The organism is Stenotrophomonas sp. 704A1 (assembly GCF_030549525.1).
GTDB classification, from domain to species: domain Bacteria; phylum Pseudomonadota; class Gammaproteobacteria; order Xanthomonadales; family Xanthomonadaceae; genus Stenotrophomonas; species Stenotrophomonas tuberculopleuritidis.
This window is the reverse complement of the sequence record NZ_CP130831.1, coordinates 4,346,856-4,358,784: the sequence shown is the minus strand read 5'-3', so window position 1 is coordinate 4,358,784 and position 11,929 is coordinate 4,346,856. Positions and strand designations below refer to the sequence as shown.

Annotated in this window: 13 protein-coding genes; 4 read left to right on the top strand and 9 right to left on the bottom strand. The window is 67.7% G+C overall.

Annotated features, from left to right (window positions below; all coding sequences use genetic code 11):
* Positions 1–42: 42 nt before the first annotated feature.
* Both Q5Z10_RS19910 and Q5Z10_RS19905 read right to left on the bottom strand, forming a co-directional pair.
* A complete protein-coding gene (locus Q5Z10_RS19910) occupies positions 43–621 on the bottom strand; it encodes a hypothetical protein (RefSeq protein ID WP_303637066.1) in 579 nt (192 codons plus the stop codon).
* 230 nt (positions 622–851) lie between these two features.
* Positions 852–1,511 (bottom strand): RIO1 family regulatory kinase/ATPase domain-containing protein, encoded by a 660-nt coding sequence (locus Q5Z10_RS19905; protein WP_303637065.1) that lies wholly within the window; start codon positions 1,509–1,511, stop codon positions 852–854.
* 439 nt (positions 1,512–1,950) lie between these two features.
* Here Q5Z10_RS19905 and Q5Z10_RS19900 point away from each other — a divergent pair, with 439 nt between their 5' ends.
* On the top strand, positions 1,951–2,856 hold the full coding sequence (locus Q5Z10_RS19900) for an aspartyl/asparaginyl beta-hydroxylase domain-containing protein (protein ID WP_303639234.1): 906 nt from the start codon (positions 1,951–1,953) through the stop codon (positions 2,854–2,856).
* Between the two features lie 114 nt (positions 2,857–2,970).
* Here Q5Z10_RS19900 and speE read toward each other — a convergent pair whose 3' ends face one another.
* Entirely contained in the window at positions 2,971–3,825 is an 855-nt protein-coding gene (gene speE / locus Q5Z10_RS19895) for a polyamine aminopropyltransferase (protein ID WP_303637064.1), read from the bottom strand.
* A gap of 197 nt (positions 3,826–4,022) precedes the next feature.
* On the opposite strand from speE, the gene speA reads away from it, so the two are divergent.
* On the top strand, positions 4,023–5,912 hold the full coding sequence (gene speA / locus Q5Z10_RS19890; protein WP_303637063.1) for an arginine decarboxylase: 1,890 nt from the start codon (positions 4,023–4,025) through the stop codon (positions 5,910–5,912).
* A gap of 43 nt (positions 5,913–5,955) precedes the next feature.
* Entirely contained in the window at positions 5,956–6,276 is a 321-nt protein-coding gene (locus Q5Z10_RS19885; protein ID WP_303637062.1) for a DUF6122 family protein, read from the top strand.
* A 141-nt stretch (positions 6,277–6,417) separates the two neighbouring features.
* Here the strand turns inward: Q5Z10_RS19885 and Q5Z10_RS19880 are convergent, their stop codons facing one another.
* From Q5Z10_RS19880 to Q5Z10_RS19870, 3 genes are read right to left on the bottom strand one after another with little or no spacing between them, the layout of a single operon-like run.
* Positions 6,418–7,737: a sensor histidine kinase gene (locus Q5Z10_RS19880; protein ID WP_303637061.1), complete on the bottom strand. Its 1,320-nt coding sequence runs from the start codon at positions 7,735–7,737 to the stop codon at positions 6,418–6,420.
* Positions 7,734–8,393, bottom strand: a complete 660-nt coding sequence (locus Q5Z10_RS19875; protein WP_303637060.1) for a response regulator transcription factor — start codon at positions 8,391–8,393, stop codon at positions 7,734–7,736. The genes Q5Z10_RS19880 and Q5Z10_RS19875 overlap by 4 nt, the downstream gene beginning before the upstream one ends.
* Positions 8,393–8,683, bottom strand: coding sequence for a PepSY domain-containing protein (locus tag Q5Z10_RS19870; protein WP_303637059.1), 291 nt, complete (start codon positions 8,681–8,683; stop codon positions 8,393–8,395). The genes Q5Z10_RS19875 and Q5Z10_RS19870 overlap by 1 nt, the downstream gene beginning before the upstream one ends.
* A gap of 151 nt (positions 8,684–8,834) precedes the next feature.
* On the opposite strand from Q5Z10_RS19870, the gene Q5Z10_RS19865 reads away from it, so the two are divergent.
* The gene (locus Q5Z10_RS19865) at positions 8,835–9,269 is read left to right on the top strand and encodes a PepSY domain-containing protein (RefSeq protein WP_303637058.1); all 435 of its coding nucleotides are present in this window, start codon (positions 8,835–8,837) and stop codon (positions 9,267–9,269) included.
* A gap of 152 nt (positions 9,270–9,421) precedes the next feature.
* On the opposite strand, the gene Q5Z10_RS19860 is transcribed toward Q5Z10_RS19865, so the two are convergent.
* From Q5Z10_RS19860 to Q5Z10_RS19850, 3 genes are all read right to left on the bottom strand, one after another.
* Positions 9,422–9,913: a hypothetical protein gene (locus Q5Z10_RS19860; RefSeq protein WP_303637057.1), complete on the bottom strand. Its 492-nt coding sequence runs from the start codon at positions 9,911–9,913 to the stop codon at positions 9,422–9,424.
* 124 nt (positions 9,914–10,037) lie between these two features.
* Entirely contained in the window at positions 10,038–11,246 is a 1,209-nt protein-coding gene (locus Q5Z10_RS19855; RefSeq protein ID WP_303637056.1) for an NAD(P)/FAD-dependent oxidoreductase, read from the bottom strand.
* A gap of 12 nt (positions 11,247–11,258) precedes the next feature.
* Positions 11,259–11,753, bottom strand: coding sequence for a lipocalin family protein (locus tag Q5Z10_RS19850; protein ID WP_303637055.1), 495 nt, complete (start codon positions 11,751–11,753; stop codon positions 11,259–11,261).
* Positions 11,754–11,929 lie beyond the last annotated feature (176 nt).

Here is an 11,929-nt window from a genome sequence, read left to right as displayed (position 1 = left end):
GGCGCGAACACCCGTGTGCGACGAAGTGCCCTCCCGATGTGATCAACCCGGCGGGATGAGGGGTGACGACCGCCACTCGGGCAGACCGAGCGCGCGACGGGTGCGCGTCACGGTGGCGGCGATCTCTGCCTCGAAGCCGCCACCAGGATGCAGCAGCGGCATGAGTTCGGCACAGCGTTGCTTCAGCACATCGACCCATGGCGCTGGGTGGGTCTCCGTAGCGGCCAGTGCCAAGTGCCTGCGACCCTCGTCGTAAGCGCCCGCCAGCCCTGCGGTGATGCCGGCATAGATATGCTCGCGGATGCCCGGTTTGGGATGACGGCTCATCAATGCACGCACATGCCCCGGGGTGGGGAAGCGGTCACGCAGGGCCAGTACCTCGGCGGCGGCCTGCTCGGCCAGTGCCTGTGCGGTCGAGGCAAAGCTCACGGCATCGGCGAAGCGCTCGAATCCGGCGACGCGGCCGCCCTCATCGAAGGACAGGTAATCCTGCTCGTTCCAGAGCCAGCAGGCGCCGACATTGAGATGGCTGCCCCTGTCCCATGCCGACGGCTGGAACTCGACCACCCCGACCCACCAGCCCTGGTCGTCAAGCCAGGTGCGCGAACGGCCCTTCTGCACGCAGCCCAACGGGCGCAGTACGGATCTGGCGGCTGCAGTCAGTAGACGAGTGTGTTCCGGTGTCGGCATCCCCAGCGTCCTTGCGAGTGGAGTGCCGACGAGTATCGCAGAGCCCTATCGGCGCGTGTGCCTGGGTAGTGCGGGGAGGCTTCCGTAGAGGCGAGCTTGCTCGACTCTACAAATGCAGAAGCAAACCGCAGTCGAGCAGGACATGCAGGGCCGAACAGCGCTTACCGGCGCTTGGCCCACTTATAGAACCGCTTCCAGCCCTGGCGCACCGCTGCCACCCAGCCCGGGTCGGCGACCAGCGCGGCCTGCGCGGCACTCGGTGCCTGCCCGGTCATGCGCTGGCGCATCTTCAGCAGGTTCTTCATGTCGCTGCGGCTCAGCTGCCGGCTCAGCGGGTTGCGGCGCAGCCAGCGCGGCACGCGCCAGGCCGAGGTGAAGTCCAGCAGCACCGGCACGCCGGCGCTGACCACCACGTTGGTGCCATGCAGATCGTTGTGGGTGATGCCGGCGGCATGCAGGCGGGCAATCGCGTGCTGCAGCTGTTCGAACACTTCATTGCCCACGGCCTGGGCGGTGCTGAGCGTCTGCCCCGGAATGAACTCCATGCCCAGCGCCAGGCCGCCCAGGGTGCCGAGCAGGGCAGGGGCATGCTTCCAGCCGCCCAGCCGCTGCAGCATGCGTGCTTCGCGCCGCACCATCAGCCGGGCGACCAGCGAGACGGGCGTGCCGCGGTAGCGGGAGTAGTCCTTGATCACCGCAGGCCGGCCATCCAGGCAGGTGCGGTAGACATCCGGGGCCAGGAAGCGATCGCCGCGCTTGAGCAGCAGCGGAGCCGCGGCGTCGTCGCCGCAGGTGGGGGAGGGAGAGGCTGAAGGGATCATGTGGGGTCTCGGGCGACCCGGTGGGTGGCGCTGAAGCGTCAAGCGAACCGGTACGACGGGGGAAAACAGCTAACTTTCGTTAAGCAAATTTTAGTACCCGCTAGTTCGCTATTCCACGGGTTGTCGGAGAAATGTCGGCGCCGTGGCTGGAACAGTTCGTCGCGCTTTTTCGGACAATTTTGTCTCACTTATCCAGAAGTCGTTTTATTTCAATCAGTTGCGTGGCGGCCGTGCGTGGCCGGCAACACCGTGATGAACGCACTGCACGTCCGGCTTGACCCCGGCCCACGGCCTGCCGACCATAAGCTGTTGACCCGCGACATCGGCGGCCGCCCCTCTCCGGCACGTCCCCGTCTCCTGCCGCGTCCCCCCTGGTGCTGGCCCTGCGGCCACATCGCCCTGTTTCCCTGTCCGGCACGTGCTGGAGGAAAGTGTTTTGATTATCAAGATCGTCCTTGCAGCGCTGTTCGTGGCCTGCGTGCTGTACATCCACTTCCGCGGCAAGGTCCGCGCGCGCTGGTCGCGCCAGTTGCTGGACCACTCCAGCTTCATGGCCCCGATCAACGTGGTCATGTACATGTTTTCCAAAGTGCCGACCACGCCGTTCCTGGACCCGGGCAAGGAGTTCCCGCAGCTGGAGCCGCTGCGCCAGAACTGGCAGATGATCCGTGACGAGGCGCTGGCGCTGCGCGATGCGCAGAAGATCGCCGCCTCCAGCACGTTCAACGATGCCGGTTTCAATTCGTTCTTCCGCCGTGGCTGGAAGCGCTTCTACCTGAAGTGGTATGGCCCGTCGCACCCGTCGGCGAAGGCGATGTGCCCGAAGACCACCGCGCTGCTGGAGTCGCTGCCGGACGTGCGTGCGGCGATGTTCGCGCAGCTGCCCTCGGGCAGCGAACTGCGCCCGCACCGCGACCCGTTCGCCGGTTCGCTGCGCCTGCACCTGGGCCTGGCCACGCCCAACAACGATGCCTGCTACATCGAAGTGGACGGCATCAAGAAGAGCTGGCGCGATGGCGAGTGGATGATGTTCGACGAGACCTACATCCACCACGCGCACAACGAGACGCCCGATGACCGCGTGATCCTGTTCTGCGATATCGCCCGTCCGCTGCGCTTCGGTCTGCCGGGCCTGTTCAACCGTGCGGTGGCGGCCACGCTGCTGGCCGGCGGCGCCTCGCCGAACCTGCCGGGTGACCCGACCGGTGGCGTCAACAAGGCCTTCGGCAGTGTCTACAAGGTGCGCCTGAAGGCCAAGGCGCTGCGCGAGCGCAGCGTGGTGGCCTACCAGCTGATCAAGTGGGGCCTGGTGGTGGCGGTGATCGCCGGTATCTGGGCGATCTGACCGGAAGGCCGCCGGCATGGCCCGGCGCTACCGGAAAACGAAAAAACCCGCGCTGTCACCAGCGCGGGTTTTTTTGCATTGGTAGGTGCCAACCTGGGTTGGTACGCTCTCCGATCAGCCCTTCAGTGCCGCCTTCACGAACGGCGGGGTGACCAGCACGCCGGTGTGCAGCGCGGCGGTGTAGTACAGGGTGTCGAAGCTCTTGGCCGCCGAATCGGCCTGGCGGAAGTCGAAGCTGCTGTCGCCCTTGCGCGCCAGGGTCACGCTCCACCAGCCGGTGGGGTAGCACGGCTGCGGGAACGGCAGGGTCTTGAACGAACCGAAGCCGGCCTTGCCCATCTCGGTGCGCATTTCGTTGATCAGCTCCAGCTGCATCAGCGGCGATTCGGACTGCTGCACCAGGATGCCGTCGTCCTTCAGGGCCTTGAAGCAGCTCTCGTAGAAGGCCTTGTTGAACAGGCCTTCACCCGGGCCGACCGGATCGGTCGAATCGACGATCACCACGTCCACGCTGCCGGCCGGGCAGTTGGCCATGTAGGCCACGCCGTCGTCGAACATCAGCTCGGCGCGCGGGTCGTCGTTGGAATCGCACAGTTCCGGGAAGTGCTTGCGCGCCATCACCGTGACCTGCTCGTCGATGTCGCACTGGGTGACGCTCTCCACGCCCGGGTGCTTGAGCACTTCGCGCAGGGTGCCGCAGTCACCGCCACCGATGATCACCACGCGCTTGGGCGCGGCGTGGGTGAACAGCACAGGGTGGCTGATCATCTCGTGGTAGAAGAAGTTGTCCTTGCTGGTCAGCATGATGGCCCCGTCGATGGTCATCAGGTTGCCCCAGTCGGTGGTCTGGAAGATCTCGATCTTCTGGAACGGCGACTGCACCTCGTCCAGCTTGCCGGTGATGCGGTAGCCGATGGCCGAGCCGGTGCGCTCGAAGTGTTCGATGTACCAGTTGTTGCTGTCAGTCATGGAGCTGTCCTTCTGGGTCCTGTTCGGAGGGTGAAGCCGGGCTGGCGGGCGGGGCCGCGTGGCACAGATGCCACATCCGGACGGATCGGCCCGTTCAGGTTGGAACCTGCCACGGGCGCGGGCGCGCATGATAACGAACCTGTGGGCATATAGGCGTTATCATGCCCCCCCTTTTATTGCCAACAAGGCCGACTGCAATGACCGATTGGTCCCTCGACCAAGCCCGCAAGACCTACTCGATCCCGCATTGGGCGGATGGTTACTTCGACGTGGATCAGGCTGGGCACATGGTGGTGAGACCGACCGGGGCGGACGGCCCGGTGGTGTCGCTGCCGAAGGTGGTCGGCGCCGCGCGCGCGGCCGGCGCCAAGCTGCCGCTGCTGGTGCGCTTCCCGGACATCCTCGGCCAGCGCCTGGGCAAGCTGCAGGCGGCCTTCGCCCAGGCCCAGCAGGATTGGGACTACCCCGGCGGCTACACCGCGGTGTACCCGATCAAGGTCAACCAGCACCGCGGCGTGGCCGGCACCCTGGCCAGCCACCACGGTGAGGGTTTCGGCCTGGAAGCGGGCAGCAAGCCCGAGCTGATGGCCGTGCTGGCGCTGTCGCGCCCGGGTGGCCTGATCGTCTGCAACGGCTACAAGGACCGCGAGTACATCCGCCTGGCCCTGATCGGCCGCAAGCTGGGCCTGCAGACCTTCATCGTCATCGAGAAGCCGTCCGAGCTGAAGCTGGTGCTGGAAGAGTCCAGGGCGCTGGACGTGAAGCCGGGCCTGGGCGTGCGCATGCGCCTGGCCTCGCTGGGCGCCGGCAAATGGCAGAACAGCGGTGGCGACAAGGCCAAGTTCGGGCTGTCCCCGCGCCAGCTGCTGGACCTGTGGAAGTCGCTGCGCGATACCGAGTACGCCGATTGCCTGAGCCTGCTGCATTTCCACATGGGCTCGCAGATCTCCAACGTGCGCGACATCGCCAACGGCATGCGCGAAGCCACCCGCTATTTCGTCGAGCTGTCACAGCTGGGCGCGAAGATCACCCACGTGGACGTCGGCGGCGGTCTGGGCGTGGACTACGAAGGCACCCGTTCGCGCAGTTTCTGCTCGATCAACTACGGGCTGAATTCGTACGCCAGCAACATCGTGCAGCCGCTGGCCAATGCCTGCGAAGAACACGGCCTGACCCCGCCGCGCATCGTCACCGAGTGCGGCCGCGCGATGACCGCGCACCACGCGGTGCTGATCGCCAATGTCTCTGAAGTGGAGCAGGCGCAGGAAGGCCGCGTGCCCGACCAGCACGACGACGAGCCGGCCTCGATCCGCCACCTGCGCGAGATCCACGAGGAGCTGGACGTGCGCCCGGCGGTGGAACTGTTCCAGGAAGCGCAGCATTTCCATGCCGAAGGCCTGGCCAGCTACGCGCTGGGCCAGATCGACCTGCCGCAGCGTGCGCGCATCGACGACCTGTTCTACGCCATCGCCCATGGCGTGCGTGCGCGCCTGAGCTACGACGAGAAAAGCCACCGCCCGGCGCTGGATGAACTGAACGAGCGCCTGGTCGACAAGTATTTCGTCAACTTCAGCGTATTCGAATCGATTCCCGACGCGTGGGCGATCGACCAGGTGTTCCCGATCGTGCCGATCGAGCGCCTGGACGAGACCCCGGACCGTCGCGGCATCATCGCCGACATGACCTGCGATTCCGATGGCATGGTCAAGACCTATGTCGAGAACGAAAGCCTGGACAGCTCGCTGCCGCTGCACGCGATCAAGCACGGCGAGAGCTACCGCATCGGTTTCTTCATGGTCGGTGCCTACCAGGAAATCCTGGGCGACATCCACAACCTGTTCGGCGATACCGACGCGGTGGAAGTGCTCGCCGATGCCGATGGCTACGCCATCACCCAGCAGCGCCGTGGCGATACCACCGACGTGATGCTGGATTACGTGGGTTACCGGCTGGACGACCTGCGTGCGGCCTACGCCCAGCGCGTGGCCTCGGCCGACCTGCCGCCGGAGCGCGCACAGGAACTGTCCGAAGCGCTGGAAGCGGGCCTGACCGGCTACACCTACCTGTCCGACGAACCGCTGGTCTGAGGTACGCGGGAACGCCGGGCATGGCCCGGCGCTACCGGCTGCGATGAGCGCCCGCGCGATCTTCCACCTGTTCCTGCACGCCGCCGTGCCAGCGTTGCTGGCATGGCTGTTCTGGCGCAAGCGGTTCGCCTCGGCCTGGCTGTTGCTGCTGCTGGGCTGGATCATCGACCTGGACCATCTGCTGGCCGACCCGATCTACGCGCCGAACCGCTGCAGCATCGGTTTCCACCCGCTGCACACCGCACCGGCCATTGCGGTCTACGCCGGGCTGTGCGTACCGAAGAAAACGCGCCTGTTCGGCATTGGGCTGATGATCCACATCGCGCTGGACGCGATCGATTGCTGGTGGATGCATCACCGCTAGCGTGACGGATACGCTACGCCGCCGGGCATGGCCCGGCGCTACCCCGGTGGATGTGTGATCCGGTAGCGCCGGGCCATGGCCGGCGAGCGCAGCGTGTGACCCGGTAGCGCCGGGCCATGCCCGGCGAGCGCAGCGGCCGCTTCAACCCAGCGGCAGCCACAACGTAACCCGCAACCCCGGATGCGCGTTCTCCAGCACCAACCGCCCGCCATAACTGGCGGCGATGTCGCCGACAATGGCCAGGCCCAACCCGCTGCTGCCCTCGCGCTCATCCAGCCGCACACCACGCTGGACCACCTGCGCCAGCGCATCCGGCGCCAGCCCCGGGCCATCGTCGCGTACCTCGATGCGCAGCTGCCCGTCCGCCACCGCCGCATCGATGGTCACCTGCTGCCGCGCCCACTTGCCGGCGTTGTCCAGCAGATTGCCCAGCATCTCTTCCAGGTCCGCGCTGGCGCCGGCGAACTGCAACCCGGCGGCGACGCTGCCGGGCCGGAACTGCAGCGCACGTTCGCCATGCACGCGTGCCATCAACCGGCACAACGCCTGCAACACCGGTGCCACCGCCGCGCGCTGGCGGTGGTCGGCGGCCAACCCGGCGGCCAGGTAGCGGTCCACGCTGGCCTGCATGCGCGCGCCCTGTTCACGCAGGGTGCCGCGCCAGTCGTGGCCATCGCCGTCGGCCTCTGCGGCCAGCACGCTCAGCGGTGTCTTCAGCGCGTGGGCCAGATCCTGCGCGCTGGTTCGCGCCCGCGCCACCATGCGCTGCTGATGATCGAGCAGTGCATTGAGCTCGTCGCCCAGTGGCGCCACTTCGGTGCTCAGGCCCTCGCTGTCGATGCGTTGCGCTTCGCCGCGGCGCACGCGCTCCAGCTGCGCGCCCAGCCGATGCAGCGGACGCAGGCCGAAATGCACCTGGCTGGCCAGCACCGCCAACCAGGCCGCCACCAGCACACCCAGCGCAATCGCGCTGCGCTGCCGGAAGGCGGCGACGTCGGCATCCAGTGCGCTGCGGTCGGTGGCGACCACGGCCACGTAGGGCTGGTCGGCGCGCGGCAGGCGCACCTGCTGCACCCGGGCACGCAGGGATTGCTGCAGCGGTCCGGGCACGTTGCGTTCGGCCGCACCGTGGGCGGTTACCGGCAATGTTTCGTCCCACAGCGAACGCGATTGCCGCAGCACCTTGCCGCGGCCATCGGCGATCTGCCAGTACGCGCCGGAGAACACGCGCTGGAAGCGTGCATCATTGGGTTCCTGGCGCAGCTGCAACTGGCCGTCGGCATCGATCTCGGCCTGCGCCAGCAGGGTCAGCATGTCCTGCTGCAGGTCGTTGTCCAGGCGGTCGCGCGCGCTGCGCTTGAACAGCTCGCCGAGCAGCGCGCTGGCCAGCATCGACACCAGCAGTAGGCCGATACCCCCGGCCAGCAGCAACCGGCGCCGCAGCGAGGGTTGCCGGCTCACGGAGCCGCCAGCCGCCAGCCCTGGCCGCGCACGGTCTGGATCAGATCCTGGCCAAGCTTGCGCCGCACCCGCCCCAGCAGCACGTCCAGTGCGTTCGAGTCCGGATCGTGGCCGCCATCGAACACGTGTTCACCCAACCGGTCGCGACCGATCACCTGGCCACCGTGGTGGATGAAGTAGCTGAGCAGGCGGAACTCCTGCGGGCTCAGTGCCAGTGCCTGCCCGTCCAGTTCGAAGCGGCCGGCGTTGACGTCCAGCTGCAACGGCCCGCACTGCAGGCGCGGACTGGCGTGACCGCGGCTGCGCCGGATCAGTGCACGCAGCCGCAGCACCAGTTCGTCGGCCTGGAAGGGCTTGGTCAGGTAGTCGTCGGCGCCGGCATCGAAGCCGGCCAGCTTGTCGTGCCAGCGCCCGCGCGCGGTCAGCACCAGCACCGGGAAGTCGCGCCCATTGCCGCGCCAGCGCTCGATCACGCTCAGGCCGTCCAGGCCGGGCAGGCCCAGATCGACAATCGCTGCCTGCAGGTCCTCCACCTGGCCGATCTCTTCGGCCTGGCGGCCATCGGCCACCACCTGCACCACGTAGCCGGCCTGCTCCAGCAGCGGCTGCAGGCGCTCTGCCAGCGCGGCATCGTCCTCGGCCAACAGGATGCGCATCAGTCGTCCAGCTCCGTCTTCAGCAGCCTGCCGTTGCGCGCATCATAGTCCAGCTCCACCACCACGCCGTCGCCGCGCAGGACCTCCACTTCGTACACGCCATCGTCCAGTTCCACTTCCAGCAACTGGCCCGGGTGACGCTTCAGCGCATCGCGCACCACGCTCTCCAGCGGTACATACCGGCCCTGCTGCACGGCGCGGCGCGCCACCTGCTGCGCCGGGTCCTGTACGGGGGCGGCGGCGGTCGGCGCGCTGGCCAGGGCCAGCAGCAGGGGCAGGGTGGAGAGCATCGGGGCGCAGAGAGGGCTGTAGGAACAGGCGTGAGTGTGCCCCGGGTGACTAACAGCTGGCTAACAGCGCCGGCTAAGGCGCTGTTAACCACGGGGTGCATTGTGGCGTTGCCGGGATGGTCCGGCCACGAACACGAACAGGAGAACCCCCATGTTGAAGTCGCTCACCCTCGCCACCGTCGCCGCGCTGGTCCTTGTCCCCGCCGCACAGGCCGCGCCGCTGGGCATGGCGCAGGTGGAACAGACCCTGCGCAAGGCCGGTTACACCCGCATCCACGAGATCGAACGCGATGACGGCCTGTGGGAAGCCGATGTCAGCCGCGCCGACGGCCGCTTCAGCGAGGTCTATGTCGATCCGAAGACCGGCGAAATCTTCGACGAGCATGATGGCCGCGCGTTGCTGGGCACCGAACAGGTGCTGGCCAAGGCGCAGGCGCAGGGCCTGCGTGAGATCCGCTCGCTGGAACGGGATGGCGCGACCTGGTCGCTGGAAGCCCGCAATGCACGCAACCAGCGCGTGGACGTGCGGTTGAGCGGTCATGATGGCCGCATCCTGCACAGCGAACGCGATGGCTGGCTGGATTGACGCCTGCTTCGGGATGGGGCGTGTCGCTGAGTAGCGCCGGGCCATGCCCGGCGAGCGCAGCGGGCGCATCAGGCCGCCGGGCATGGCCCGGCGCTACCTTCCGCTGTTACCAGTAGAGGCCGGCCCTGGTCGGCCCAGGCCCGGCGCGGGGCTTACCAGCCGTACGGCGGCGGGTAATCCCAGTAGCCGGGGCCACCGCCGTAGTACCCCCCGCCATACGGCCCGAAGAACCCCGGGCCCTTGCCTTCGCTCACATGGATGTTGACGTTGACCCCGCGGGTCTTGCCCTCATCGTTGGTGTAGTTCTTGCTGAGATTGAGCGTGGCGGCGTTGTAATGCGTGTTGCCGTAGTTCTTGGCGTAGCCGATGCCGGTGGTGAAGCTGCCTGACACCTTGACCTTGTCGTCCTGCACATCGGCGATCCGGCCGTCGCCATGTACGCGCGGGCCGGTCTTGTCGCCATAGAAGGTGCCTGGCGGATCCTGCTGCAGGGTCGGGTCGTTGAGATAGCGCATCGGTGCCTGCGGCACCGACAGATCCAGGCCGGATGCCTGGGGTGCGGTGGCGCCGGCAGCGGACTGCGCCAGCACGGTCCCGGGCAGGGCCGCAGCCAGGCACAGCAGCAGGGTCAGGGGGCGGATCATCACGGCTCTCCAGCGCAGAGGGACCGCGCAGCACGCGGCGGTACAGGCCGACGCTAGCAGGCGTTGCTTGAATGATGCCTGTCGCCGGCCCGCAACGGTAGCGCCGGGCCCTGCCCGGCCGGCCTTACAACCGCCCGAACCCGAACAGGTCCTGCAGCGCGTGCCGTCGCCGCTCGATCCGCGCGCGCAGCAGGGCGGCACCGATCATCGAATAGGTAATGCCATTGCCGCCGTAGGCCATGGCGAACTGTACCCGCGGCCCCCACTGCGGATGCGGGCCGAAGAACGGCAGGCCATCGGCGGTTTCGGCGAACGTGCCGGCCCAGGAAAACGCCGCGGTGGGCTGCAGCTGCGGAAACCAGTGCAGCAGCTGCTTCATCAGCTTGCGGGCCTTGCCCTGCACGCGGCGGTCGCGGCGGGCGGGGATGTCGATGGCATCGTCCAGCCCGCCCACCAGCAGCCGGCGGTCGCCGGTGGCGCGCAGGTACAGGTAGGGGCGCGCGCTTTCCCAGACCATCGTGCGCTGCAGCCGGCCCAGCAGATCGGCATCGATCGGATCGGTGATGAAGGCATAGCTGCTGCGGTTGCGCGCCACGCGTGCGTCCAGCCACCGCTGGTTGGCATAGCCCATGGCCAGCACCACGTGGCGGGCACGGATCTGCATGCCGGATTCGGTGCGGGCGGTTACGCCGCGCGCGCTGGGGGCGAGGGTATGCAGCACGGTGCGGTCGTGGATATGGCCACCGCGCCGGCGCACGCGCTGCAGCAGGCGATAGGTCAGGCAATAGGGATCCACGCGGGCCGCCTGCCGGGTCAGCAGCGCGCCACCGGCGTCCACCCCGAACCGTTCGTGCAGAGCGCCGCGGTCGAGCCAGCGGGCATCCAGGCCGATGCCGCGGCGAGCCTCGCCTTCGGCCATCAGCCGTGGCACGTCGCGGTGGCGGCTGGCCAGGTACAGGCTGTCCATGCGTTGAAAATCCACGTCCTTCAGGCCGCGTGCCACGTCGCCCAGGGCCGGAATCGCATCGGCGCATGCTTGGTAGGCAAGCGCTGCAGCCTCCTGGCCATACTGCGCGGCCAGCTCCAGCAGATGGGTGTCGATCTCGTACTGCAGCAACGCAGTACTGGCTGCAGTGCTGCCCCAGCCGATGTCGCGCTGCTCGATCAGCGCAACATCATGGCCATGGGCCGACAGCTCATCGGCGATCAACGCACCGGTGATGCCGCCGCCCACCACCAGCACATCGCACTGCAGGTCCTGTTCCAGCGGCGGGAATGCCTGGATCAGGCCATTGCGAACCGCCCACCATGGATAGCCGCTTTTCAGGTCCATGCGTGCGCGTGCTCAGGCGGTCGGCTGGCCGGTGTGCGGGGTCTGGATCAGTTCGGACAGATCGAAGCCCTGCAGGCGTGCGGCCGCCAGATAATGCTCCTGCACGGTGGCATCCAGGCGCGGCTCCCGGGCCAGCAGCCACAGGTACTTGCGGTCGGGGCTGCCGACCAGGGCCACGCTGTAGTCCGGCGCCACCTGGATCACCCAGTAGTCGCCCTTGGTGAACGGCAGCCAGCGCAGGCCCTTGGGCAGGAAGCTGACTTCCAGCCGCGCGCTGTCGTTGTCCACCGGGCAGGCCTCGCCGATGGCCTCTTCGACCTCGCCGTCCATGCGGCAGCGGTTGTGCACCTGCACGTGGCCGTTGTCGAGCAGGCTGTAATGCGCCGAGACGTCGGTGCAGCCCTCCGGCTCGTGGCGCATGGGCAGGCGTGCGATCTCGTACCAGGTTCCCAGGTAGCGGGGCAGCTTGAGGTCGGGGACGGTCTTCAGGGGCGGATGGTCGGTCATCGGTGTGCGGGTCGGCAACGGGGCGTTTCACGATGCCGAGGGCGGCGCCACGGGCGGGTGAAGCCGGGGCGAGGGCCGTGTCCAGAACGTTCCGTCGCCATGGCGGGGCGCTCGCTGTCATCGGCGCGGCGGTATGCTTCCGGCCAGCGCCGTGTTCCTTCGATCCAACCGATGTG

What these genes read in the sequence shown, in the direction of transcription:
- Q5Z10_RS19850 (WP_303637055.1), bottom strand. Translation starts at nt 11,753, where the DNA reads ATGACCGACCATCCGCCCCTGAAGACCGTCCCCGACCTCAAGCTGCCC.
- speE (WP_303637064.1), bottom strand. Translation starts at nt 3,825, where the DNA reads ATGACTGACAGCAACAACTGGTACATCGAACACTTCGAGCGCACCGGC.
- Q5Z10_RS19870 (WP_303637059.1), bottom strand. Translation starts at nt 8,683, where the DNA reads ATGCTCTCCACCCTGCCCCTGCTGCTGGCCCTGGCCAGCGCGCCGACC.
- speA (WP_303637063.1), top strand. Translation starts at nt 4,023, where the DNA reads ATGACCGATTGGTCCCTCGACCAAGCCCGCAAGACCTACTCGATCCCG.
- Q5Z10_RS19860 (WP_303637057.1), bottom strand. Translation starts at nt 9,913, where the DNA reads ATGATCCGCCCCCTGACCCTGCTGCTGTGCCTGGCTGCGGCCCTGCCC.
- Q5Z10_RS19865 (WP_303637058.1), top strand. Translation starts at nt 8,835, where the DNA reads ATGTTGAAGTCGCTCACCCTCGCCACCGTCGCCGCGCTGGTCCTTGTC.
- Q5Z10_RS19875 (WP_303637060.1), bottom strand. Translation starts at nt 8,393, where the DNA reads ATGCGCATCCTGTTGGCCGAGGACGATGCCGCGCTGGCAGAGCGCCTG.
- Q5Z10_RS19905 (WP_303637065.1), bottom strand. Translation starts at nt 1,511, where the DNA reads ATGATCCCTTCAGCCTCTCCCTCCCCCACCTGCGGCGACGACGCCGCG.
- Q5Z10_RS19855 (WP_303637056.1), bottom strand. Translation starts at nt 11,246, where the DNA reads ATGGACCTGAAAAGCGGCTATCCATGGTGGGCGGTTCGCAATGGCCTG.
- Q5Z10_RS19885 (WP_303637062.1), top strand. Translation starts at nt 5,956, where the DNA reads ATGAGCGCCCGCGCGATCTTCCACCTGTTCCTGCACGCCGCCGTGCCA.